Source organism: Bacillus sp. S10(2024), assembly GCF_050473865.1.
In the GTDB taxonomy this organism is placed as follows: Bacteria; Bacillota; Bacilli; order Bacillales; family Bacillaceae_G; genus Bacillus_A.
Window position 1 is genome coordinate 2,898,829 of the sequence record NZ_JBFLUR010000002.1, and the last position, 24,382, is coordinate 2,923,210.

22 protein-coding genes are annotated in these 24,382 nt (G+C 35.1%); 9 read left to right on the forward strand and 13 right to left on the reverse strand.

The genetic code is table 11. From position 1 onward, the window contains the following. Nucleotides 1-63 precede the first annotated feature (63 nt). Nucleotides 64-1,029: an ABC transporter substrate-binding protein gene (locus tag AB1280_RS14830; RefSeq protein ID WP_272190684.1), complete on the forward strand. Its 966-nt coding sequence runs from the start codon at nucleotides 64-66 to the stop codon at nucleotides 1,027-1,029. Between the two features lie 446 nt (nucleotides 1,030-1,475). Continuing rightward, complete coding sequence (locus tag AB1280_RS14835; protein ID WP_429756287.1) at nucleotides 1,476-2,867, forward strand: peptide MFS transporter; 1,392 nt, start codon at nucleotides 1,476-1,478, stop codon at nucleotides 2,865-2,867. A gap of 30 nt (nucleotides 2,868-2,897) precedes the next feature. Here the strand turns inward: AB1280_RS14835 and AB1280_RS14840 are convergent, their stop codons facing one another. Beyond that, nucleotides 2,898-3,077 (reverse strand): acid-soluble spore protein H, encoded by a 180-nt coding sequence (locus AB1280_RS14840; protein ID WP_272190686.1) that lies wholly within the window; start codon nucleotides 3,075-3,077, stop codon nucleotides 2,898-2,900. 131 nt (nucleotides 3,078-3,208) lie between these two features. Then, a complete protein-coding gene (locus AB1280_RS14845) occupies nucleotides 3,209-3,496 on the reverse strand; it encodes an ArsR/SmtB family transcription factor (RefSeq protein WP_272190689.1) in 288 nt (95 codons plus the stop codon). A gap of 560 nt (nucleotides 3,497-4,056) precedes the next feature. Between AB1280_RS14845 and AB1280_RS14850 the strand changes: the two genes are divergently transcribed. Continuing rightward, entirely contained in the window at nucleotides 4,057-5,679 is a 1,623-nt protein-coding gene (locus AB1280_RS14850) for a lactate permease LctP family transporter (RefSeq protein ID WP_429756288.1), read from the forward strand. Nucleotides 5,680-5,704: 25 nt separating this feature from the next. Here the strand turns inward: AB1280_RS14850 and AB1280_RS14855 are convergent, their stop codons facing one another. Together AB1280_RS14855 and gloA2 are read right to left on the reverse strand one after the other, a co-directional pair. Continuing rightward, on the reverse strand, nucleotides 5,705-7,015 hold the full coding sequence (locus AB1280_RS14855; RefSeq protein ID WP_272190691.1) for a hemolysin family protein: 1,311 nt from the start codon (nucleotides 7,013-7,015) through the stop codon (nucleotides 5,705-5,707). Nucleotides 7,016-7,128: 113 nt separating this feature from the next. Beyond that, nucleotides 7,129-7,515 (reverse strand): SMU1112c/YaeR family gloxylase I-like metalloprotein, encoded by a 387-nt coding sequence (gene gloA2, locus AB1280_RS14860; protein WP_429756289.1) that lies wholly within the window; start codon nucleotides 7,513-7,515, stop codon nucleotides 7,129-7,131. Between the two features lie 248 nt (nucleotides 7,516-7,763). On the opposite strand from gloA2, the gene AB1280_RS14865 reads away from it, so the two are divergent. The 3 genes from AB1280_RS14865 (at nucleotide 7,764) to AB1280_RS14875 (ending at nucleotide 11,993) form a co-directional block, all read left to right on the forward strand. Further along, nucleotides 7,764-8,942: a NupC/NupG family nucleoside CNT transporter gene (locus tag AB1280_RS14865; protein WP_429756290.1), complete on the forward strand. Its 1,179-nt coding sequence runs from the start codon at nucleotides 7,764-7,766 to the stop codon at nucleotides 8,940-8,942. A gap of 405 nt (nucleotides 8,943-9,347) precedes the next feature. Next, on the forward strand, nucleotides 9,348-10,361 hold the full coding sequence (locus tag AB1280_RS14870; protein WP_272190694.1) for an LCP family protein: 1,014 nt from the start codon (nucleotides 9,348-9,350) through the stop codon (nucleotides 10,359-10,361). A 375-nt stretch (nucleotides 10,362-10,736) separates the two neighbouring features. Further along, entirely contained in the window at nucleotides 10,737-11,993 is a 1,257-nt protein-coding gene (locus AB1280_RS14875) for a VanW family protein (protein ID WP_429756291.1), read from the forward strand. Between the two features lies 1 nt (nucleotide 11,994). Here the strand turns inward: AB1280_RS14875 and AB1280_RS14880 are convergent, their stop codons facing one another. Together AB1280_RS14880 and AB1280_RS14885 are read right to left on the reverse strand one after the other, a co-directional pair. Continuing rightward, on the reverse strand, nucleotides 11,995-12,267 hold the full coding sequence (locus AB1280_RS14880) for a hypothetical protein (protein ID WP_429756292.1): 273 nt from the start codon (nucleotides 12,265-12,267) through the stop codon (nucleotides 11,995-11,997). A gap of 16 nt (nucleotides 12,268-12,283) precedes the next feature. Continuing rightward, nucleotides 12,284-12,790 (reverse strand): RNase A-like domain-containing lipoprotein, encoded by a 507-nt coding sequence (locus AB1280_RS14885; RefSeq protein WP_429756293.1) that lies wholly within the window; start codon nucleotides 12,788-12,790, stop codon nucleotides 12,284-12,286. Between the two features lie 198 nt (nucleotides 12,791-12,988). Between AB1280_RS14885 and AB1280_RS14890 the strand changes: the two genes are divergently transcribed. Continuing rightward, nucleotides 12,989-13,537, forward strand: a complete 549-nt coding sequence (locus AB1280_RS14890) for a TVP38/TMEM64 family protein (RefSeq protein WP_429756294.1) — start codon at nucleotides 12,989-12,991, stop codon at nucleotides 13,535-13,537. Between the two features lie 48 nt (nucleotides 13,538-13,585). On the opposite strand, the gene AB1280_RS14895 is transcribed toward AB1280_RS14890, so the two are convergent. From AB1280_RS14895 to AB1280_RS14905, 3 genes are all read right to left on the reverse strand, one after another. Beyond that, entirely contained in the window at nucleotides 13,586-15,247 is a 1,662-nt protein-coding gene (locus AB1280_RS14895; RefSeq protein ID WP_429756295.1) for a M4 family metallopeptidase, read from the reverse strand. A gap of 362 nt (nucleotides 15,248-15,609) precedes the next feature. Next, nucleotides 15,610-15,729 (reverse strand): NprX family peptide pheromone, encoded by a 120-nt coding sequence (locus tag AB1280_RS14900; protein ID WP_429756296.1) that lies wholly within the window; start codon nucleotides 15,727-15,729, stop codon nucleotides 15,610-15,612. Between the two features lie 11 nt (nucleotides 15,730-15,740). Continuing rightward, nucleotides 15,741-17,012, reverse strand: coding sequence for a tetratricopeptide repeat protein (locus AB1280_RS14905; protein ID WP_429756297.1), 1,272 nt, complete (start codon nucleotides 17,010-17,012; stop codon nucleotides 15,741-15,743). A 183-nt stretch (nucleotides 17,013-17,195) separates the two neighbouring features. Here AB1280_RS14905 and AB1280_RS14910 point away from each other — a divergent pair, with 183 nt between their 5' ends. Then, nucleotides 17,196-18,659: a nicotinate phosphoribosyltransferase gene (locus AB1280_RS14910; RefSeq protein WP_429756298.1), complete on the forward strand. Its 1,464-nt coding sequence runs from the start codon at nucleotides 17,196-17,198 to the stop codon at nucleotides 18,657-18,659. Between the two features lie 27 nt (nucleotides 18,660-18,686). On the opposite strand, the gene AB1280_RS14915 is transcribed toward AB1280_RS14910, so the two are convergent. Further along, nucleotides 18,687-21,050 carry a heavy metal translocating P-type ATPase gene (locus AB1280_RS14915; RefSeq protein ID WP_429756299.1) on the reverse strand — a complete coding sequence of 788 codons (2,364 nt, stop codon included), beginning with the start codon at nucleotides 21,048-21,050 and terminating at the stop codon, nucleotides 18,687-18,689. 23 nt (nucleotides 21,051-21,073) lie between these two features. Continuing rightward, nucleotides 21,074-21,451, reverse strand: coding sequence for an ArsR/SmtB family transcription factor (locus tag AB1280_RS14920; protein ID WP_035434518.1), 378 nt, complete (start codon nucleotides 21,449-21,451; stop codon nucleotides 21,074-21,076). A gap of 140 nt (nucleotides 21,452-21,591) precedes the next feature. Here AB1280_RS14920 and AB1280_RS14925 point away from each other — a divergent pair, with 140 nt between their 5' ends. Continuing rightward, nucleotides 21,592-22,212, forward strand: a complete 621-nt coding sequence (locus AB1280_RS14925; RefSeq protein WP_429756300.1) for a class I SAM-dependent methyltransferase — start codon at nucleotides 21,592-21,594, stop codon at nucleotides 22,210-22,212. Between the two features lie 12 nt (nucleotides 22,213-22,224). Here AB1280_RS14925 and AB1280_RS14930 read toward each other — a convergent pair whose 3' ends face one another. Both AB1280_RS14930 and AB1280_RS14935 read right to left on the reverse strand, forming a co-directional pair. Continuing rightward, nucleotides 22,225-22,788, reverse strand: a complete 564-nt coding sequence (locus AB1280_RS14930) for a class I SAM-dependent methyltransferase (protein ID WP_429756301.1) — start codon at nucleotides 22,786-22,788, stop codon at nucleotides 22,225-22,227. Between the two features lie 115 nt (nucleotides 22,789-22,903). After that, complete coding sequence (locus AB1280_RS14935; protein ID WP_429756302.1) at nucleotides 22,904-24,319, reverse strand: amino acid permease; 1,416 nt, start codon at nucleotides 24,317-24,319, stop codon at nucleotides 22,904-22,906. Nucleotides 24,320-24,382 lie beyond the last annotated feature (63 nt).

Genomic DNA, 24,382 nt, shown 5'->3' on the forward strand with positions numbered 1-24,382 from the left:
TATAACCCCTTAATATCAATTTTGTTAATTGAAAAAGATTCTCAATATCTAGGAGGATACATAATGAATTTCATCAAACAAAAATCATTTGCATTATTTGTATTCGTGTTATCATTTACCCTTCTTTTAGGGGCATGTGGGAAATCAGATAACAAAGCTGAGCCTAAAAAAGAAGAAAAGAAAGAAATGATTACTGTGGAACACGCAATGGGTAAAACAGAAGTTCCTGCTAATCCAAAGCGTGTCGTTGTTTTAACAAATGAAGGAACAGAAGCTTTACTTGCCCTTGGGGTAACACCAGTCGGTGCCGCTGAAGCACCTACCGGTAACCCATGGTATCCACATACAAAGGATAAACTAAAAAATGTAAAAACTGTCGGCACTGAGCTTCAACCCAATGTAGAAGCAATTGCTGCTTTAAAACCCGACTTAATCATTGGTAATAAACTGCGTCACGAAAAAATATACGAGCAATTAAAAGGCATTGCTCCTACTGTTTTCTCAGAAACACTACGCGGTGAATGGAAAGATAATTTTAAACTTTATGCAAAAGCAGTGAATAAAGAAAAAGAAGGTCAACAGGTACTAGCTGATTACGACAAACGTATAAAAGACTTAAAAGGTAAACTTGGAGATAAAGTAAATCAAGAAATTTCTATGGTGCGCTTTATGCCTGGTGATGTTCGTATTTATCACGGAGATACATTCTCTGGTGTTATTTTAAAAGAACTTGGTTTCAAACGTCCTGGTGATCAAAACAAAGATGACTTTGCGGAACGTAATGTATCTAAAGAGCGCATTTCTGCAATGGATGGCGATATTATCTTCTACTTCACATATGATAAAGGGAATGAAAAGAAAGGTTCTGAATTAGAAAAAGAATATATCAACGATCCTTTATTCAAAAACTTAAATGCTTCCAAAAACGGTAAAGTATATAAAGTGGACGATGTCATTTGGAATACAGCTGGCGGTGTAATGGCTGCGAACTTGATGTTAGATGACATTGAAAAACGATTTGTAAAATAAAGTGAAACTTCCATCAGTAGAATTTCTTCATTCCCTACCGATGGAAAGCCTGCTCAATCAAGCTCTTACTGTTCAAAAGTGGCGGGATAAAATATCTCAATAAAAAACAACCTCTCTTTATAGAAGTTGTTTTTTATTTTGTATTCTTATTCAAAATATGTTATATTCAAAAAGTATCCCTGATAATAATTTGGTATATCAGAAAAGTTTACCTAGTTAAAATTTTCTGATTATTAATTATTTTATATGCTATTTAAACGGAAAATATCAGGTTTGAAAACGCTTATTTTGAGTTTTTCAGGGGAAAAATACGATGACGGAAGATGTTTTTATAGAATTTACAAAATTTTTTATTCTATTTCCATATAATACTATTGACTTCTAAATATTTTGTAAATTAAAATGATTACATAAATATCCGTTGAACAAGATTAGGAGGAATGAAAATGGATGCAGCTGTAAAGTTAAACAAAGCTGAAGAACAACAACAAAAAAAGAAACATCCTCCGGGATTATATTTGTTGTTCTTTACAGAAATGTGGGAAAGATTTAGCTACTACGGAATGCGTAGTCTTTTAGTTCTTTATTTAACGACTGCAGTTGTTAGCGGAGGATTAGGGCTTGACAAAGCTGCCGCTGTACAACTTTATGGTACATTTACAATGCTCGTATATTTCACGCCAATTATTGGTGGTTGGTTAACTGACCACTTTATTACAAAACGCCATGCGATTACTATTGGTGGTATCATCATGGCAATTGGTAATTTTGTTCTTTTCTCAATGAATACAACAACTGGCCTTTATTTAGGATTAGGATTATTAATTATCGGTAATGGATTTTTCAAACCAAACATTTCAACTCTTGTAGGTTCACTTTACGGTGAAAATGATAAACGTCGTGACTCTGCTTTCACAATTTTCTACATGGGTATTAACTTAGGCGCTTTAATCGCACCGTTACTTTGTGGTTTCTTAGCAGAAGATTTCTTTACATCAACTGTTAACGGCGTTATGGTAAAAGGATACAAATACGGCTTCTTAGTTGCTTGTATCGGTATGATTATTGGTCAAGTTCTCTTTAACTTACTAGCTAAACGTTATCTTGGTGATATCGGAACAACAATTGTTGGTAAAAAATCAAAAGATAGCACTGCAAAAGTGATCGAGAAAAAACCTTTAACAAAACAAGAGAAAAACCGCACTTGGGCAATTATTATTTTAACTTGCTTCGTTGTCTTCTTCTGGGCAGGGTTCGAACAAGCTGGTAGTTCTTTAACGCTTTATACAGATAAATTCGTTGATCGTACTATTTTCGGATGGGAAATGCCAACTTCTTGGTTCCAATCTGTTAACCCATTGTTTATCGTTTTATTAGCACCAGTTGTTTCAGCGTTATGGGTAAAACTTTCTAAATCAAAAAATGGTGATTTAAAAATCCCAACAAAAATGGCACTTGGTATGATCCTATTAGGAATTGGTTACCTTGTATTAACATTAGCAGTTCTAAAAACAGGTAGTGATGAAGCTCATATTGCTGTAAAAGCAAACTTACTGTTCATCGTTATCACGTATGTATTCCATACAATTGGTGAGCTATTCTTATCACCAATCGGTTTATCTATGGTAAGTGCAATCGCACCTGTAAAATTAGCTTCTTTACTAATGGGTGTATGGATGGCTGGTACTGGATGTGCAAACAAACTAGCTGGTATCTTAGCAGCTTACACACAATCTTTAGGTTATTTAGAAGTATTCTCAAGCATCGGTATTATCGTTATTATATTAGGCTTAGTACTTCTTATGTTCTCTAAGAAAATTGCACATATGATGGAATAAAGAAAAAGCGGAGAAATTTCTCCGCTTTTTTTAATGCTCTTCTAATGCAGTGATGTCTACTTGTACTGTTTCTTGTGGTGTTTTTATATCGTGTACATTCGCAAGCCCACTTGTCTCATCACAGCTTTCAATCCAAACAGGCACCCCTTGATATGTAACGTCAATTCTACTTGATGATGATAAAATTTGTTTTACTCGATTTATATCCATCATTGTTCCCTCCTATTCTTTTTTATAGTGCCGTGTCTAGATGAATTTTATCCCACCTCTCTTTTTATTTCTCTATAATTTGGTAAAAAAAAGGCATGTACATGCACATGCCTTTTAAATATTTTTCAATTTTAAGAAAATAATGTCTTTAAGATTTTATTTACTTTCTCATTGTGCACTTCATAATATACTTCTAAACCACGTCTTTCAAAACGGACGACTTTATTTTGCTTTAATTTTGTTAAGTGCTGTGATACCGTAGATTGTGGAATTTCTAATACTTCCTGTAATTGTGTTACATTACAAACGCCGCGCTGCATTAGTTCCATGACAAGACGAAGACGAAGCGGATGAGCTAATGCACGTAACATTTGTACATCTTCTTCTGAAATACGACATTCAAATTGATCTTGATACATATTTTCCCCTCATTTTTTCTATTTATTTTATATTTATACATGTGTTATTTTTATATTTCTTATTCACTATTCCATTCTATATTCAATAACTTCCTATTAATAGAAACCACATTCCTCCTTTATATAGAGAGAAAACTCTCTTTTGATGTCTGAATATTATACTATACGGCTTAAAGAAAAAGCAAAGTATCTATAAGGCAGTTCCTTGCTTTCGAAAATAATTTTCTCAACCTTTTTGTTATATTTTTTGTATATCACTTTTACTATTTTATATCTCCTAATGATTCTCCTGCCTCATTCAACAATCTTTAAAGAATATATAAAAACATATAGCATATCCTACCCGTATACACTTTTTACTGCGCAGTACTTAGTTATTCCAAATTCTTCATATAAATGTAGCAGAATTATTACAGTTAACAATCCCATGGAATAATAGAGCTTTTACACGTTGACAATAGTTATTAAGGGGACTATACTAAAAATGCAAGTTAATTGTGAATGATTTCACAAATGAATGTGAAAAAAATCACAAATTATATATAGGAGATGTCATCATTATGAGTACTTGGACACAAATTTATGACCCATTACACAACATTTGGCTATCAGCACTTGTAGCCGCAATACCAATTTTATTTTTCGTATTATGCTTAACAGTCTTTAAAATGAAAGGATACATATCTGGATTTTATAGTGTTATTTTAGCTATCATTCTTTCCATTTTCGTCTATAAAATGCCAGCAACTATGGCTGTATCCTCCGCTGCATTTGGTGTAGCAGCTGGATTTTATCCAATTTGTACAATTGTTATCGCAGCAATTTTCCTTTACAAACTAACTGTAAAAACTGAACAATTTAACGTGATTCGCGATAGTATTTCTAGCATTACAAGCGATCCCCGTCTTCAAGTATTATTAATTGCTTATTCTTTCGGTGCTTTCTTAGAAGGTGCAGCAGGTTTTGGTGTACCAGTTGCTATTACAGCAGCATTACTTGTAGGTATGGGATTTGATCCATTAAAAGCAGCAGGTATCTGTTTAGTTGCTAACATTGCTGGCGGTGCGATGGGTGCAATGGGTATTCCAGTTACAGTACCCGCTCAATTAACACAACTTGACGCATTAACTGTTGGGCGTCATGCAGTTGGAATTTTACCATTTATTAGTTTCGTGTTACCATTCTTACTTGTTGCAATCGTTGATGGTTTCAAAGGAATTAAAGAAACTTGGCAAGGTATTGTTGTAAGCGGCGGTTCTTTCGCTATTACTCAATTCGTTGTAACATATTTCCTTGGTGCAGAACTTACTGATATTTTCGCAGCTGTAGTCAGCATGATCTCATTAGCATTATTCTTACGTGTATGGCAGCCAAAATCTTCAACAAAAGCAAAAGTAAATAAACAAGAAAAACATAGTTATACAATGAAGCAAATTTTATACGCTTGGTCACCATTCGTATTCTTAACTGCATTTGTAACAATTTTCAACTTAAAAGCAGTAAAAGCCTTATTCATTCCAAATGGTGCATTAAGTAACTTAGTATGGAATCTTCAAGTACCTGGCCTGCACAATCACGTGATTAAAACAGCGCCAATCGTTAAAGCAAATACACCATTTCCAGCAATCTTTAAGTTAGATGTATTCTCATCAACAACTACTGCAATTGTACTTGCAATTATCGTATCATTACTTGTATTCCGTGTTAGCGGTAAGTTAGTAAAAGAATTAACCATTGAAACATTAAAAGAGTTAAAAACACCAATTTATACAATCTGTAGTGTAATTGCATTAGCATATGTAACAAACTATTCTGGTATGTCTTCAACTCTTGGATTAGCTTTATCATCTACTGGAGATGTATTCCCTATCCTTTCGCCAATCTTAGGTTGGATCGGCGTATTCTTAACTGGTTCTGTAGTATCAAGCGGCTCTCTATTTGCGCCTCTTCAAGCAGTTACGGCTGCTCAATTAGATATCGTTCCTTCTACTCTCGTTGCTTTAAACGTAGTAGGCGGTACAATCGCAAAAATGGTATCACCACAATCAATTGCGGTTGCTTGCGCAGCAGTTGGAATCGTTGGTAAAGAATCAGAGCTATTTAAAATGACAATGAAATATAGCTTAATCTTCTTATTAATTATTAGCTTACTTCAACTTAACGCAGTGTTTAATATTTTCTAAATATAAAAGGCTGATGACTCGTTCATCAGCCTTTTTCTTCCGTTTCCATTTTTTTAATCTCTACTCGCTTAATTTGATGCATATCTTTTTCAAGAATTGTAAATGTCCATTCTCCAACAACAGTCATATCCCCCTCTGCCATTGGTTGTCCTTGCATCATTAACCATCCCCCAATTGTGTCTACATCTTGTTCATTCAAATGTAAACCGAACAAATCATTAATTTCACTGACTAACACTTTTCCGTCAACGATTTTGCAATCGTCACTAATATGTTGAATCGGTGGGTGTTCATCCTCATCATATTCATCGCGAATTTCTCCCACAATCTCTTCTAAAATATCTTCAAGCGTAACGAGTCCTGCTGTTCCACCGTATTCATCATATAAAATGGCTAGTGGAATTCGTTTTTTTTGCATACTTAACAGCAAATCATGTATAAAAATGTTTTCCATCACTTCAATAACGGGCCTTGTATATGCCATAATTGATTTTGCTTCTTGTTTTTCTCCATCCATATAGCGGATAAAGAAATCTTTCACATTCACCATTCCAAGTACTTCATCTTTATCTTCTCCGAACACTGGATATCTTGTATATTTTTCTTGGCGAATTATTTCAATATGTGTTTCAAATAAATCTTCCGTATATAATCCAACAATTTCTGTCCGCGGCACCATAATCTCTTTCGCAAGACGATTGTCAAATTCAAAAATGTTATTTACATATTTAAACTCTGCTTGATTAATTTCTCCGCTTTCATAACTCTCTGACAAAATGAGGCGGAGCTCTTCCTCTGAATGCGCTACTTCATGTTCAGAAGCAGGTTTTAGCCCAAATAAACTTGCCACAAAACGAGCTGCATGATTTAATGCCCAAATAAATGGATACATAATGCGATAAAAATAAATCAGTGGCTTTGAAAACATTAGACTGACTTGCTCTGCTTTTTGGATTGCAAATGTTTTTGGTGCTAATTCTCCAACTACAACATGTAAAAACGTAATAACTGCAAATGCAATAATAAAAGATACGGTGTTTGCAATTGGAGGAGAGAGATGAAGTGTAATCAATACAGGCTCTAATACATGCTTTACAGTTGGTTCACCTAACCACCCCAGTCCTAGTGCTGTAATGGTGATCCCGAACTGGCATGCTGACAAATACTCATCTAAATTAGAAGTTACTTTTTTTGCCGCTACTGCTCCTCGTTTTTTTTCTCCTACAAGTTGATCAATGCGGCTACTGCGTACTTTCACAATCGCAAATTCAATCGCAACAAAAAAACCTGTTAATGCAATTAAAGCTGCCACTAGTATTAAATTCCCTATTTCCAAGTATCTCCCTTAGCTGCAGGCAGCTAAAGTTACACCTCCCGCAAAGATAAGTTTAACTCTTTTTAATTTCCCTCATTTCCTCACAAGAAAACCTGTATAAATTTCACAAATTTTTATCTCTCATATAATTCAAGGGGCAAACCATCTGGATCTTGAAAAAATACAAAACGTTTTCCAGTTATCTCATCAATTCGAACGCTTTCAGTTTTTATACCATACTGTTGTAGATGAGATACAGCTTCTTCTATAGATAAAACTGAAAATGCTAAATGCCTCAAGCCAGCTGCTTCAGGAAAGTTTGTACGCTTCGGAGGGTTCGGGAATGAAAATAATTCAATTTGATATGTATTCCCAACACACAAATCCAGCTTATATGACTCCCTTTCTTCTCGATATACCTCACGTAAAATTTGAAACCCAAGTACTTCTGTATAGAATTTTTTTGATACTTCATAATTTGAACAAATAATTGCAACGTGGTGAACATGAGTAATATTCATCTTATCTTTTCCTTTCTTGTATATTCTCCTTTGAAATGAAAAACTTATATATATCCACTTTAATCTTTTAACATCTAAGTTACTGTTATGTAAAACAAAAAGTGATATGCTACCCATTGTCTGTGGTAGAAAAAGGCCCTGACCGCTTCGAGCATGGCCAGACGCTCTCGCCTACCTGAAAAAGGTGGTTTTTATGTTAATTTTTCAAGTTGTATTTATATATAAAACTGCAGATAAGGAGCATCATTATGAAATTTTTCACATTTGGTCTCGGACTCATTGTTATATTTTTTCTTGCTTTTATAGCAAGTAATAATCGAAAGCATATTAAGTTCAAACCAATCATTCTTATGCTTATAATACAATTAATTTTAACGTTCCTACTATTAAATACACAGGTTGGTCTGATTCTCATTACAGCAATTTCAAATATATTTAATGAGCTATTAAAGTATGCCGCGGCAGGTGTAAACTTTGTATTCGGTGGCTTATTAAACAAAGGCGAAATGTCCTTCTTTTTAAGTGTTTTACTGCCAATTGTATTTATCTCTGTCTTAATTGGTATTTTACAGCACTTAAAAATTTTACCATTTATTATTCGCTGGATTGGTTTTTTCCTTAGTAAAATAAATGGCCTTGGTAAATTAGAATCTTATAATGCCGTTGCCTCTGCTATTGTCGGTCAATCCGAAGTTTTTATTACTGTGAAAAAACAACTCGGCCAAATTCCAAAGCATCGTCTATACACACTATGCGCTTCAGCAATGTCTACGGTATCTATGTCCATCGTTGGCGCTTATATGACAATGATGGAGCCAAAGTATGTTGTTACTGCTCTCGTCTTAAATTTATTTAGTGGGTTTATTATTGTATTAATTATTAATCCATACGACGTAAAAGATGAAGAAGATATTTTAGATATTAAAGAAGAAAAGCAAACCTTCTTTGAAATGCTAGGAGAATACATTTTAGATGGGTTTCGCGTCGCACTCGTCGTTGGTGCAATGTTAATTGGTTTCGTTGCCCTTATAAGTGCCATTAATGGCTTATTTGCGATTGTTTTTGGTATTACATTTCAACAGTTGCTCGGATATGTCTTTTCTCCAATCGCTTTTATTATTGGTGTACCTGCTCCGGAAATTATCCAAGCCGGTAGCATTATGGCAACAAAACTGATTACAAATGAATTTGTAGCTATGATGGATTTAAGTAAACTTGCAAATACACTCTCTCCTCGCACTGTCGGGATTATTTCCATCTTCCTAGTGTCTTTTGCAAATTTCTCTTCTATTGGAATTATTTCAGGCGCAGTAAAAGGTTTACATGAAGAACAAGGAAATGTCGTTGCCAGATTCGGTTTAAAACTCCTATACGGAGCAACATTAGTCAGCATTCTATCTGCGACTATTGTTAGTGTTATGATATAAAATGAAACTTCCATCAGTGGAGAGGGTTTTCATCTCCCACTGATGGGAAAGCCCTCACCTATCTTCTTTAGAAAATCGGAAGCAACTCGTCCAATCCTGAGGTGGGAACTTACTACCCACGAATAGCGAGATAAACTTGGAAAAATTTCAATCTTTTTTTTTGTTTATTTTTTATATACAATTATTCTTAAACAGATTCCTTATTATCATAAAGGCATCTGTTTTTTGTACAAATAACAAAAATTTCAAAACATCTTTATAATACGATATGTTTCATATATTTCATTTTTATGTCAATTAAAATTTTATAGTGAAAACTCATTATATTTATGTAAAATAGAAAGTGTGCGTTTTTTTAAATTGTAAGAAAATATTTGAATTGATTGTTTAAAGGAGAAAAAATTAATGAAACCTGATTTCGGAACGATAAATAGAGCATCACAAAAACGCTCTAAGAAAAAGCGTGTATTATGGTTTGTTCTCATTCCTTTATTCCTTTTGATTATTGGAGGAGGCAGCTATTGCTTCCATATATATAATAAAGCACAGGCGGTTGCTAATGGTGCTTACTCAGAATTAGGACGCGGCGATAAATCGGACAAACGTGAAAAAGCAGTAAAACCAATGACTGATAATATTTCGGTCTTAATCATGGGTGTCGATGAAAGTGATACACGAGCAAAAGAATATGGAACTGCAACTCGTACAGATGCATTGTTACTTGCAACGATTAATAAAAACGATAAATCTGTGAAACTATTAAGCATTCCTCGTGATTCTCGTGTATATATTCCATCAGAGAAAAAAGAAGACAAAATTACACACGCACACGTATTTGGTGGCGTGGATAGCACAATTAATACAGTAGAACGCTTTTTAAATGTTCCTGTTGATTATTACGTAAAATTTAATTTTAAATCATTTATAAAAATTGTTGATTCTCTTGGCGGTATTGATGTAGACGTACCAGTTGCATTTACTGAACAAGACAGTAAAGACCAACCAGGTGCGATTCACCTTGAAAAAGGTCGTCAACACTTGAATGGTGAACAAGCACTTGCATTAGCAAGAACGCGTCATATTGATAGCGACTATATGCGCGGTCAACGTCAACAACTTGTTTTAGAAGCAGTTGCTAAAAAAGCATTATCTGTAAATTCAATCAGCAAACTTGGCGAATTACTTGATTCAGTCGATCATGATTTAAAAACAAACTTAACTTTCGACGATATGATGGCAATTACGAAAAACTCAATGGATTCCAGCTTAAAGATTGATAAATTACAAGTAAAAGGCGACGACAAATATATCGATGGTGTATACTATTACGTCCCTAACGAAAAGAATGTTCAAGATGTTTCTAAGGAACTACAAAACCATCTTGGTGTTACAGGTAAATTAGATCATAAGAAACTATAAGAAAAACAGCTGTTGTAATAATACAACAGCTGTTTTTCTTTTTTCTTTCAATAATAAAGTGAAACTTCCGTCAGTGGAGAGTTTTTTCATCTTTCATTTATGGAAAGCCCTCACCTATCTTCTTTAGAAAAGCGGAAGCAACTCGTCCAATCCTGAGGTGGTGGACTTACCGCCCACGAATAGCGGGACAAAGTGAAACTTCTGCACAAACATTCTAATTAAAGGAAATTATATTACAAAAGTGTAACGTTTTTTATCAAAATATTACACACGTAATAAAATTAATAGTATACTAATGTATAAGATTTACTGTTTTATCATTTATACGTTCGAAATCATAATTATACTTAAAATTTTCTTTTCGGAGGGAAATGAATGAAATTACGCAATTTAATTATTGGCTCTGCAATTGCTGGTGGAATCATTCTTTGTGCTGGTGGTGTTAGCGCTTATCAATATGTGTCCAAATTAAATCATCAGTTAGATACATACGTTTTACCTCACACAACATTTGAAGGAGTTTCCATAGACGGAAAAACGAAAGCGGATGTTCAAAAAATCATTCAACAAAAAGTTGATGAGTTAAATAAAAGATCTATAAACTATACCTTCCAGGATGACAAACAGACATATACTTGGCAGGAGTTAGGTATTGAATATAACGGTGCGAATGTTACAGATAAAATTTTCAAAGAACAAAAGGGCAATATTTCTAATCGTTATAACATGCGAAAACAAGCTGAAACGGGTGAAATAAAGCGTGACTATAAGTTAGAACCTTCTATAAACACAGCAAAATATGATGCGTTTATTAAGGAAAAATATAACGATTCCTTAGTAGAGCCTGTTAATGCCGACTTATCTATCTCTGGAACAACCATTAATATTAGCGAAAGTAAAGATGGTGAAAAAGTTGATAAAGAGAAATTAAAGACCCTCACAACAGAAGCCATCACGACAAATAAACAAGATATTCAAGTTCCCATTACAGCTGTGAAACCAGAACGCTCAACAGAAGATATAAAAAACATGGGGATTCAAGAAGTAATCGCTGAATACTCTACTCCTCTAGCTGGACGAAACTCAAGTCAAACATTTAATGTGCAACGCGCTGTTAATACATTAACAGGAGTATTTGTTGCACCCGATGAGACATTTAGTTTTAACGGTCGCGTTGGTATAACAGATGCTGCACATGGTTATAAGTCGGCAGCGGTTTATATAAACGGAAAAGTAGAACAAAGTGCTGGTGGCGGTGTTTGCCAAGTAAGCAGCACATTATATGGTGCCGTATTACGAGCTGATTTAGGAGTTGTAGCGCGAAGTAATCATTCCTTACCGGTCCATTACTTACCTCTTGGTCAAGATGCAGCAGTTGCTGATTACGGCCCTGATTTGCAATTTAAAAATAATACAGGGAAATATATTTATATTCAAGCACTCACGAGCGGCAGTAGTGTAACTACCCGTATTTTCGGTACAAATACAGGGAAAGATGTAGAGGTTTCTTCAAAAGTAATCAGTGAAACGGATAAAAGCATTGTGGCTGTAACATATAAAAAAGTAACCCAAAATGGGCAAGTGCTCTCGAACGGTCAAATTTCAAAAAGCACATACAAAAAGGCGTCCTGATTCACGCCTTTTTGTTTTGTAATATAGAAACAAAATTACCGATATGTGCTTTTGCTTCTTCTATTGTCCATATACGATTTCCATATTGTTCAACTTCTTGCTGTACTTTCTCCCAATCTTCTCTTTGCTCTATTTGAGCAAATTCTTGTAATAATTCCCCCTGCGTTTCTTGTTCTTCCTGTTCTTTAAATTGTTGCATAAGATGAGCTATTTCTTCTTCATATATACCTAATGTACAATACGCTCTAAGAAAATATTGAAATGTTGAATACATAAATTCCCCGCCTTTCTTATTTCTCAGAAGGATAAGAAGTAACAATCTTAAAACCGAGTTGACTCCCTTTATCTCTTTGCAACACAGTCACTGTATTACGAAGGCCATCCTTTATACGCATATCCTTTTTTAATGCTGTTTTTCCAACTGCAAAATCATGCTTCGTATTCAATACCAGACGGTTTTCCTTCGATTCTTTCAGCCATTTATTAATTTCTTTTTCATGCTGCTTTAACGTATCTTTTACCGCCTTTGTTGCTGTTTCTTTATCATAATATGTACTTGCAGCAGATACATTATCTGTACGTAATCGTTCTTTCAACTGCTCATCGGTTTTCCCAACGTGACGTTCTAGCGTATGACCATTTTTCGGTGGTCCTTCCATTTCATCTAAAATTTTGTCACTAACATTTATAGCTGATGAAACCTGATTATCTTTCGGTTTTGTTTGATTTGAACATCCACTTACTACAAGTATCATCATAAGCATGATGCTTATCATAACATTCCATAACTTTTTCATCGTATCACCTCTTTCATGATTATTGTATTATCTTTAGAAAAAGTCAATTCTATCGTATATATTCTGTTATCCCCTAGCCATTCTTTCTATAAAAATGTTACTTTTTCTTCAAATAAATCTATAATCTTACAAAAATTTATTGTCTTCATATGAAAAGTGTGATGTAATGCTAAAAAAAGCAAAGGAAAACTAATTGATATGGCAGAAACAATTCATTCTTTTCTTATAGATCATCAGACGATGGCAATTCCACTTAGCATCTTATTCAATATTCTTATTAGCCTAGCAGCTTTTATTCCTAGTGTGTTTTTGACGGCGATTAACATTTCATTATTTGGGATAACAACAGGAACACTCATCTCCATTGCTGGGGAAGCATTAGGAGCGATTATCTCCTTTTATTTATATCGGCTTGGTTTTCAAAAAGCTGCTCAAAAAAATATAGATAATCACCCAAAAGTACAGCAACTTCTTTATGTACAAGGAAAAGAGGCATTCTTTCTCGTTTTATCGTTTCGCCTCATTCCCTTTATTCCATCTGGCATCGTAACACTATTTGCAGCCCTTGGAACGATGTCCATTTTAACTTTTAGCATCGCTAGTACTCTTGGAAAAATACCAGCGTTACTTATTGAAGTATATTCTACTTATCAAGTAATGAACGGAACAAATGAAGCAAAGTGGATTATTACAATTGCCGGCTCTGCTGGTTTGTTTTATTTGTGGAAAACATGGAAGAAAAAATGAAAAAAGGAGCATCATGCTCCTTTTTCATTATATAAAGGGGAGTGTAACCTATTTCACACCAACTGCATCATATGACTGCTTCACAGCTGCCACTTCTGCTGAATTTGCACCGTATAAATCTGCAGCTGCTTGTACTAAACCAGCACGCGCTTGACTAAATGTTGTAGATTGAGTGAAATATTGTGTATTTGCACGATAGTAGATTGCACCTACTTTATCTTTGCCAATACCATTTACCGTTACACCATAATGTGTACCACCATTTGCCAATAAGTAAGCAGCTTTATTAATAATACTACTGTTTGTATGAACGCCGCCGTTATCGTCCGTTCCTGTATAACGTTTAGAATAATGATCTGGGTCACCATATTTTGTTGGATCACTCATAGAGCGAAGCGCATCCCCAGCTGTACCAGGTGTATAAATATCTTCACCAATTTCCCAATCTGGGTTACGGTTATCAGCGTATTCTATTAATGTTCCAAAAATATCAGAGATTGCTTCATTTAATGCACCAGACTCATCTTGATAAACAAGATTTGAACTATATTCTGTAACGGCATGTGTTAATTCATGCCCAACAACATCTAACCCACCAGATAATGGAACAAATGTATATCCATCTCCATCACCATACACCATTTGTGAACCATTCCAGAAAGCATTATTATAACCGCTCTTATAATGAACTGTTGATTTTAACTGCGCACCAGCATCGTTATAAGAGTTGCGATTAAACGTGTTTTTGTAATAGTCATATGTTACACCTGCATAATAATGTGCATCCACTGCCGCTGCATCACGGCTAGCATTAAAGATATTATCCACATCTGCCCATAATGTTCCTGGAAGGGTAGTGCGATTTTTCCCATCATAAGTGTAAATTGCCGCACCGCGTGTATTATCTTGTAAATAATAGCTAGATCCAGATAATGTTGTATTAATAGATTTTGTATCTCCTAATACTCCTTTACCTGTTCCCACTTTATTTGTTCCTGTTACAAGTTTAATCGGTGTCTTATTCGTAGCATTAGCACTATGAATTGTATTGTATTTATTCAGTACTTTACCACTATCAGCTTCAACGAAATAATAATAGTTTCCTGGCTCTGGATCTAAGAAATTTAGTTTCACAACATATGCATATGTTGTTTCCTCGCCATTTTGATATACAAATAAGTCCGCTGACGGCTCTGCTTCATATTTTGGATTCAGCCCCAAATCTTTTTGTGCAGCTGCAATTGCTTGTTTTCCATCAATTTTATTTTTATTTTTTAGCTTCTCTTTTTTATCTAAATCAGGTGCAACAGTTCCTGATACAACTTTTAATACACCATCTTTCCCAATATGAGCTACTTGAGTAGAACCCCACACTGGTACACCATCATAGATTTGCTGTAAGCGTAAAACTGTTGCTTCTCCTACAGGATCTTTTACCACTTGTTGCACTTTAAAAGACTCTTCTGCACTTTTTTCGCCTAGTTTATAATCTTTTTTCGCAGCGTTTAAATAATCAAATACAACAGATTCTGCTTTCTTCCCAGACGCACCTGTTAAATCACCTGATACAAACTCTGGAGACTGTACAGCCTCATTGTATTTCTTTGTAGAAAGTACGTTCTTTGAATCTGCAAAGGCAGAGCTTGTCCCCCCGAACGTTGTCACTGCCATTCCCGCTGCTAACACAAACGCTAAACTCTTTTTTTTCATAATCTCTTCCCCCTAACATTTTTTTAAAGAAAGTAGATTTATAGTAGCATTAAGTTTTCACTATTAAAATACTGAAAATTAAAATAATTTATTTCTCAAGATTTTATGAACTTTGGATAACAATTATTTTGAACCCCCTTTTTCAGCAGTACAGAGGACTTATCTATCATTCCATACTATTTAAATACTCACATTTACTTAATTCTAATATGATAAAAGAGCGGTAATCTTAATATTTAAATGTTTTATTTCTCAAGTTTTGTAGAATTTTGACGAACAATTTAATAACAAGCATAAAAAAACTGACTCAAAAAGCCGTTTTGTCACGGCATTTTGAGTCAGCCTCATTTCCAATATTTACCTTATACATTTACTGTTTCAACTGTGTTAGTGCCTTGTCCAAAAACATCTGGTACATGACCATATTGTGGACTAGCTATAACAACTAATGCCACCGCTGTTAAAATTATACCCATTACCATTTTTTTCATCCTTATCCCTCCAGTATCGTTTCGAGAACCTCAATTGCTAACTTATAATAATGATTGCTTTCTTTAAATTGCGAAAAATTCTCGAAATATTCAGCTAGCTCTATATATACTTTCTTCAATTCTTTTTTACTTCCTGCATTTTTAAAAAAAGGTACTGCTTCTGTTTCTAAGAATACCTTATATACACTTGGTTCTGTAAAATACTTATAACGAAGCATAAGGAGTAAGTACAACTTCGTATTACACCTTTCGTCTTTCTTAGCAGAAATGATTCCCTTCTCAATCCACTCTTTTGCTTCTTCTAATTGTTCAAGATGAATACATTGAAGGGACATCTCATACAACGTATCGACATAGTTCACATCTTCTTGCATTTGATATTGTAAACTTTTTGTATAGTATTTTTTGGCTTCTTCATACTTTTTCTGTTTATAATGTATAGTGCCAATATTACTTAATACCATTGCCATTAATACATCTTTTTCAGAAAAAGCTTCTACTTCACGTAGTATACTCTCATAAATTTTTAACGCTTCATCATACTGTCCTTTTTCAATATAGCTCAATCCAACGATAATTTGACAATTAATCACATTTCGAAATTTATATTCATTTCGAAATCCTTCCATGGCAATATTAGCAAAATGAAGTGCCATATGTGGAATTTCCAAATGAGTATATGCAACCGCTAAATTATAATAAATTCCCGTTTCATAATAATCTTGTTCTTTTGCCATTAACTCTGTCTGAACTAAAAACTGTAGCCCCTCTTGCCATTTATGCTGAAGGCAATAGCATAAAGCCTGGCTATACTTATATAACAATTGCTGGAATGGAGATAACTTTTTATAAACTTTTTTTAGTTTTTCCAACTCCTCTTTCAGGGCTGGTACATTTCTCTTCATAATTAAATATCGTGCATATAATAATTTATAATAATTCACAATTTCAAAATCTACAATTTGTTGCATTTCTGCTTCTAGTTCTGTATATAACTCTTCAACTTTATATTTATCTAAGTGAACTAGTGCCTGTAACCACTCCTCTAACTTTTCTTTCACCTCAGCTTCAATGTCTCTTAAATCCGAAACTGCAATTTCTAATCTCGTACATAATAACTGCAATATTTCTTCTGATGCTTCAATTTTTCCATTTTCAATTTTACTTAAATATGAGACGGAACAAATGCCTTGACAGAGTTCTTCTTGTGTCATTTTTTGTTGGAGTCGTTTGTAAAAAATTTGCTTACCCATTTTTTCCAGATTGTGTTGCATAGTCCCCTCCTCCATTCTAACTTATACCCTAGTACTTTAATAATACATAAAATTCACAAAAATATAAATTGATAAATAAAAGATTTGGAAGGATTTTTCATAACATTTATGATATGGGTAATTTTTAGCAATAAACTTCAAAAAAGAGGTATACTATAAGCAAAATATGGAGGTGTTCACGTTATGGTACATTATAAAGACGATAGCTACGCCTTACACACAGACTTATATCAAATTAATATGGCTTATACATATTGGAAAGATAATATTCATAACCGCCGCGCAGTATTCGATTTATACTTTCGCAAGCTGCCTTTTGAAAATGGTTATGCGATTTTCGCAGGACTAGAGAAGATTATAGAGTATGTAGAGAACTTTCAGTTTACAGGAAGTGATCTTGCTTACCTAAAAGAACTTCAATTTGAAGAAGATTTTTTACACTACTTACAAAATATGAAGTTTACTGGTTCTATTCGCAGTATGCAGGAAGGTGAAGTTGTCTTTCATAACGAACCCCTTTTGCGTATAGAAGCACCACTTGGAGAAGCGCAAATTATTGAAACCGCACTTTTAAATATTGTGAACTACCAAACGTTAATTGCCACAAAAGCTGCCCGGATGAAGCATGCAGCTGGTGATGATGAACTTCTTGAGTTTGGAACACGCCGTGCTCATGAGTTTGATGCAGCGCTTTGGGGAACACGAGCAGCATTCATCGGCGGCTTTTCTTCAACGAGTAATGTTCGAGCAGGAAAACGCTTTGGTATTCCTGTTGCTGGTACGCACGCTCATTCATTTGTCCAAGCGTATCGCGATGAATATGTAGCATTCAAAAAATATGCAGAAACACATGAAAAATGCGTTTTTCTCGTTGATACTTATGACACATTAAAATCTGGTGTACCAAATGCGATTCGCGTCGCAAAAGAATTTGGTGACCGTATTAACTTTTATGGTATTCGCCTTGATAGCGGAGATATGGCGTACTTATCGAAGGAAGCGCGTAAAATGTTAGATGCCGCCGGATTTACCAGTACAAAAATTATTGCTTCAAGCGACTTAGATGAATACACGATTTTACATTTAAAATCGCAAGGAGCAAAAATTGATGTATGGGGTGTTGGAACAAAGCTGATCACGTCGTTTGAACAACCAGCATTAGGAGCTGTTTATAAATTAGTTTGTATCGAAGATGAAAATGGTGTATTAAGCGACACCATTAAAATTTCGTCCAATCCTGAAAAAATTACAACACCAGGATTAAAGCGTATCTATCGTATTATCAATCGTATCAATCAACATGCAGAAGGCGATTATATTGCGCTAGAAACAGAAGAACCGCAGCAAGAAGAACGTTTAAAAATGTTCCACCCTGTTCATACGTATATTAGTAAATTTGTCACGAACTTTGAAGCAAAAGAGCTGCATCATGATATATTTGTGAACGGGCAGCTCACATACGAATTACCAGACATCCTTCATATTCAGCGCCACACGCAGAACAGCTTATCATTCTTATGGGAAGAGTATAAACGAACACTGAACCCAGAAGAATATCCAGTCGATTTAAGCCAAACGTGCTGGGATCATAAAATGAATTATATTCAAACAGTGCGAGAACAAATTGCAAATTCAATCAAAAAATAAGGAGAGAAGCTTCTCGCTTCTCTCCTTTTACAAATCTTTTACTCGCAATACACGCATCGCATTTAACACAGCTAGTAAAGTTACCCCAACATCTGAGAAGACTGCTTCCCACATTGTCGCAATGCCGAATGCCCCAAATAAAAGAACAACTCCTTTTATCCCTAAGGCGAAAATGATGTTTTGCCATACGATACTACGCGTACGTTTTGCAATTTGAATAGCCGCTGCTATTTTCGAAGGTTCATCTGTCATAATGACAATGTCAGCTGCTTCAATTGCTGCATCTGATCCTAAACCACCCATTGCAATCCCAACATCTGCTCTTGCTAATACAGGTGTATCGTTAATACCGTCTCCAACGAACGCAATTTTTTCTTTCGGATGTTTTGTCGCATCAATTTTTTCAATCTCTTCTACTTTTTGCTGCGGCAATAATTCTGCATGGACTTCATCAATACCAAGTTGTTTCCCAACTGCTTCTCCGACTGATTTTGCATCACCAGTTAACATGACGGTTCTTTTTACACCAAGTTGTTTTAATAATTGAATTGCTTGCTGAGCATCTTCTTTAATTTCATCAGAAATGACAATATATCCAGCATACATACCATCTATAGCTACGTGCACAAGTGTTCCCACAGTTTTCGGTTGCTGGAATGGAATATTTTCTTTTCTCATTAACTTTGCGTTTCCTGCAAAAATTTCTTTTCCGTTTACTTTCACAACTGTACCATGACCAGAGATTTCATTATACTCTTCAATCATCTGTTCATTGACTACTTTTCCATATGCAGCTCGAATGGACTGTGCGATCGGATGATTCGAATATACTTCTGCAAATGCTGCATACTGTAACAATTCTTCTTTCGTCACAAATTCGCTTGGCTGCATATCTGTTACTTTAAAGACACCTTTTGTTAACGTACCTGTTTTATCAAATACGATATGTTTTACATCATTTAATGCTTCTAAATAGTTACTGCCCTTTATTAAAATTCCGTTCTTAGATGCTGCGCCAATACCGCCGAAGAACCCCAGTGGAATCGAAACAACCAATGCACAAGGACAAGAAATAACAAGAAAGACGAGCGCTCTATAAATCCAATCCGAGAACGTTGCTCCCTCTATAATAAGCGGTGGAACAAAAGCTAGTACTGCAGCTGTAACGACGACAGCTGGTGTATAATAACGAGCAAATTTCGTAATAAAGTTTTCTGTCGGTGCTTTACGACTACTTGCGTTTTGCACTAAATCTAAAATTTTCGAAACAGTAGATTCACCGTACTCTTTCGTCACCTCAATTGTTAATACACCATTTTGATTCACAAAACCACTTAATACATCACTGCCGACCTCTACTTCACGAGGTACAGATTCTCCTGTTAATGCCGATGTATCTACCATTGATGTTCCTTCGATTACTTTACCGTCTAATGGTACTTTTTCACCTGGTTTGACGATAATGAAATCACCAATGTGCACATCTTCCGGCGATACTTGTTTCGTTTCATTTCCTAGCTTTAAGTTTGCATAATCAGGTCGAATATCCATTAACGAACTAATCGACTTACGCGAACGATTCACCGCAATACTTTGGAACAGTTCACCTACTTGGTAAAAGAGCATAACCGCGACAGCTTCTGAATAGTTTTGAGTCCCGAAAGCACCAAGTGTTGCAATTGCCATTAAAAAGTTTTCGTCAAACACTTGCCCGCGTACAATATTCTTTGCAGCACGTAAAACTATATCGCCGCCTATAATCATATAAGCAATCACGAAAAGTGGAATTGTGATGATTTGCGGTAATGAAGCTAGTGCAGCAATAGCAGTTAAAATTGCTCCGATCGATAACCGCCAAATCATTTTTTTCGTATTCGCTTCTCCGTGATCATGACTATGATCATGTTCTGTATTCTCTTTTTCACGCACTACGTTTACTTCTGGTTCTAATTTCTGTATGACTTCTTTTATGTTCGCAACAGTTGTCTCTAATTCTTGTTTATTTGCTACTTCTATTTTTAATTTTTTAGAAACAAAATCAACAGATGCGGATGTAATTGCAGGCATTTCGTTTATTTTTGTTTCAATTTTCATCGCGCAGTTTGCACAATCCAAGCCTTCTAATATAAACGTTTCTTTTATTGCTTTTGTTTTTTGTTCTTCTCTCACATGAACATGTGGTTCTAATTTATTTACAAGTTGCGTTGCTTCTTTGACAACATGTTCTTCGTTTTGTTTCGATGTTTCTACTGTCATCGTTTTCGTTACGAAGTTCACAGAACAAGATGATACATCCTCTAATTCCCCTACACCTTTTTCGATTTTCATCGCACAGTTTGCGCAATCTAATCCATCTAACACAAGTTTCCGTTTTACCAATGCGTCCCCCATGTTTCTCCCTCCTTGTGTTTTATCTATTTTTCTTCATTTACGTGCTCAAATGCTTGCTCAAAAATATGAATAACATGATGGTCTGCAAGTGAATAATACACTACTTTTCCCTCTTTACGATTTTTAACAAGCTTCGCTTGCTTTAATACGCGTAATTGATGGGAAATAGACGACTGTGTCATTCCGAGTAAATATGCTAAATCACATACGCACATTTCTGCTTCAAATAAAGCGTGTAAAATACGTGTGCGCGTACGGTCTCCTAATACTTTAAATAATTCTGCTACTTGACTTAAGCTATCATCCTGTGGAATCGTTTGTTGTACTTTTTCAATAACTTCTTGATGAATGACATTTTGTAAACACGTTTCTTCATTTGTTTCTACTTTTTGTTCCGTCACAATAGCTCACCTCTTCACTTGAACATATGAATAATTGTTCATATGTGTTATATTTTTATTATATGAGTGATTGTTCATATGTGTCAATAATTTCCGCGCTTTATTTTTTAACATTGTATATAGAAATGGGGGAAAACGTTATGAAAAATAAACAAAACAAAAAAATTTATAAAGTTTGGTCTACATTTTATGATTTATTCATGCAAAATCGTTTCTTTATTAAGGCAAGAAAACGAGCCTTTTCTCTTGTACCTTTTACAAAAAATCAACAAGTATTATTAGTTGGCGTCGGTACAGGGCAAGATATCCCTCTTCTTCCGAACAATACCCTCATCACTGGAATCGACCTCTCAGATCATATGTTAGCGCAAGCGAAACGGAAATATCCTTATCCTCATGTTGTATATCAACAAATGAATGCTGAAGAGCTTACATTTCCAGACAATTCATTTGACCTCGTTATTTTAAATCTCATTTTAAGTGTTGTTGAACATCCTCATATTGCACTTTCAGAAGCATTACGCGTTATAAAAGACGGAGGAAACATCATTATCTTAGATAAGTTTCTTTTTGAAAAAAAACAACTATCTCCATTTAGAAAATTAATGAACCTATTTACTGAGAGACTTGGAACGAATATTAATCGTAAGTTGAGTGATATTATAGGAACATTACCGCTTACCATTCAATATGAAGAACCAGCTATTTTTCACGGTAATTATCGCATTGTGCTTTTAAAAAATGAAAAAAAGAACCGCTGAACGGTTCTTTCTTCATTTTTTAGACTTAACTGCATCGACAATTAATGAAACAAAGCCAAGCTGTCCATCTTGATTGCGATGATCAAAACGTTTAGAGCGGTAAATAAAGCCGTCTTTCTCATTCCAGTCATTATAATGAAATTCTCCGTTTTCATCACAGTACTCCAGTAACTTCACTTCAAAGCCAGCTTCTTCAAACATTGAAGTCATCGTTTTATAGTTATGGACAATTTTGTGGCTCGCTGCTGGATGATCTAATGGGCCTGGTCCACCGACTTGTACGCCTGCTTGATAATCTTTATCTGGGAAAAATGCATCTGGTACCCCGCAGCGAAGATAACCACCCGGCTGTAAAAATTCATAACAAATTTTTGCAGCTTCTCTTCCTTCTTCATATGTTAAATGCTCCCACACATGCTCTGCTAAGATTGCTTCTATAGAGTTTGGAGCAAATTGTTTCGTCCAATCTTCCCTTTTTAATAAATTTAAATCACTTTCTTGTGTATGTAACCACCCTGGATTATTGTTATATCCTTCCGCACCAACTACAACTTTTACTCCTTCTTTTGCAACCATTATTATCCTCCCTTTTCCATTTTTCGACATAAATACTTCTATGAGGTTTCCTAAAACTCCTTCAAAAACATAAAAAAGCCTTATGCGCTCCCCAACGCATAAGGCTTTCTTCCCTTTAATTTGCTTGTTTTAAATGATCTTGCGAACTTTTATCTTGTTGCAGGTGGCTATGTTTCTTAGAGTATACAAAGTATACGATAACTCCTAGTACAAGCCAAGCACCGAAGTATAACCATGTTGTAAGCGGTAGGTTAACCATTAAGAACAGACAACATGCGATTGAAATAATTGGCAATACAGGCACAAGCGGTACCATAAAGCCACGTTGTAATTTCGGATGTGTTTTACGAAGGATCAGTACAGAAACACCTACCATCGCAAATGTTAATAACGCTCCAATATTCGCTAAATTTGACAATTCTTTTAAATCGACAAATCCGGCAATTAAAGCACTTCCGATACCTGTTAACCATGTTGAAAATACCGGAGCTTCTGTTTTTTTGTTAATTTTCGCAAATGACTTTGGAAGTAAACCATCACGGCTCATCGCAAAGAATACACGTGTTGTCGCGTAAATATAAGCGAAAATTACGGCCATAATACCAATTACTGCACCAATTGCAATCACACCTGCTACTTTATCTTGTCCAACAACTTCTAATACGTAAGACATCGCTTCTGGTACATTTAATTCTTTGTATGACACCATTCCTGTCATAACAAGACAAACTGCAATATAAATAACTGTACAAACTGCAAGTGATGCAATAATACCAATCGGTAAATCACGCTGTGGATTTTTTACTTCTTCAGCTGAAGTTGCTAATGCATCAAATCCTAAGAAAGCAAAGAATACTGCAGCTCCCCCAGCAAAAATTCCACTTAAACCATACGGTGCAAATGGTGTCCAGTTTACTGGTTTTACATAGAACACACCAACTGCAATAAACAATACAACAATACTAATTTTAATTAATACCATTGCATTATTTACACGTTTACTTTCTTTCGTACCGCGAGATAGTAACCATGTTAACACTAGCGTAATGCCTACTGCTGGAAGGTTCACAATTCCGCCTTGAGATGGAATCGTTAACAATTGTTTCGGAATTTCTATTCCTAATCCACTTACTAAGTTATTAAAGTAACCCGTCCAACCGCCGGCTACCGCTGCCGTTGTTAAAACGTAAACTGACAATAATGTCCATCCCATTAAATGCGCAACAAATTCTCCAATCGTTGCATATGCATACGTGTATACACTTCCTGATACAGGAAGTGCTGTTGCAACTTCTGCATAACATAATGCTGCAAAGCCACAAACAATCGCAGCAATCATAAACGAGAAAATAACAGCTGGACCAGCATCTCTTGCTGCTACTAATCCAGTTAATACAAGTACTCCTGTACCGATAATCGCTCCAATTCCTAGCATCGTTAAGTCAAATGCCCCTAATGTTTTTGTCAAAGTTTTACTTTGACTTTGGCTTAACAATTGTGTCACGGATTTCTTTTTAAATAAGTTGGCCACGACTCTTGCCCCCTTTTCTAGTTAAAAAGAGCTAAGAGGCACTTCTCTTAGCTCTCATCTTGT

Coding starts and splice junctions, on each gene's coding strand:
- AB1280_RS14915 (WP_429756299.1), bottom strand. CDS start 21,050: ATGGGGGACGCATTGGTAAAACGGAAACTTGTGTTAGATGGATTAGAT.
- AB1280_RS14925 (WP_429756300.1), top strand. CDS start 21,592: ATGAAAAATAAACAAAACAAAAAAATTTATAAAGTTTGGTCTACATTT.
- AB1280_RS14870 (WP_272190694.1), top strand. CDS start 9,348: ATGAAACCTGATTTCGGAACGATAAATAGAGCATCACAAAAACGCTCT.
- AB1280_RS14875 (WP_429756291.1), top strand. CDS start 10,737: ATGAAATTACGCAATTTAATTATTGGCTCTGCAATTGCTGGTGGAATC.
- AB1280_RS14900 (WP_429756296.1), bottom strand. CDS start 15,729: ATGGTAATGGGTATAATTTTAACAGCGGTGGCATTAGTTGTTATAGCT.
- AB1280_RS14845 (WP_272190689.1), bottom strand. CDS start 3,496: ATGTATCAAGATCAATTTGAATGTCGTATTTCAGAAGAAGATGTACAA.
- AB1280_RS14840 (WP_272190686.1), bottom strand. CDS start 3,077: ATGGATATAAATCGAGTAAAACAAATTTTATCATCATCAAGTAGAATT.
- AB1280_RS14930 (WP_429756301.1), bottom strand. CDS start 22,788: ATGGTTGCAAAAGAAGGAGTAAAAGTTGTAGTTGGTGCGGAAGGATAT.
- AB1280_RS14905 (WP_429756297.1), bottom strand. CDS start 17,012: ATGCAACACAATCTGGAAAAAATGGGTAAGCAAATTTTTTACAAACGA.
- AB1280_RS14910 (WP_429756298.1), top strand. CDS start 17,196: ATGGTACATTATAAAGACGATAGCTACGCCTTACACACAGACTTATAT.
- AB1280_RS14865 (WP_429756290.1), top strand. CDS start 7,764: ATGAAATTTTTCACATTTGGTCTCGGACTCATTGTTATATTTTTTCTT.
- AB1280_RS14850 (WP_429756288.1), top strand. CDS start 4,057: ATGAGTACTTGGACACAAATTTATGACCCATTACACAACATTTGGCTA.
- AB1280_RS14895 (WP_429756295.1), bottom strand. CDS start 15,247: ATGAAAAAAAAGAGTTTAGCGTTTGTGTTAGCAGCGGGAATGGCAGTG.
- AB1280_RS14885 (WP_429756293.1), bottom strand. CDS start 12,790: ATGAAAAAGTTATGGAATGTTATGATAAGCATCATGCTTATGATGATA.
- gloA2 (WP_429756289.1), bottom strand. CDS start 7,515: ATGAATATTACTCATGTTCACCACGTTGCAATTATTTGTTCAAATTAT.
- AB1280_RS14835 (WP_429756287.1), top strand. CDS start 1,476: ATGGATGCAGCTGTAAAGTTAAACAAAGCTGAAGAACAACAACAAAAA.
- AB1280_RS14890 (WP_429756294.1), top strand. CDS start 12,989: ATGGCAGAAACAATTCATTCTTTTCTTATAGATCATCAGACGATGGCA.
- AB1280_RS14830 (WP_272190684.1), top strand. CDS start 64: ATGAATTTCATCAAACAAAAATCATTTGCATTATTTGTATTCGTGTTA.
- AB1280_RS14880 (WP_429756292.1), bottom strand. CDS start 12,267: ATGTATTCAACATTTCAATATTTTCTTAGAGCGTATTGTACATTAGGT.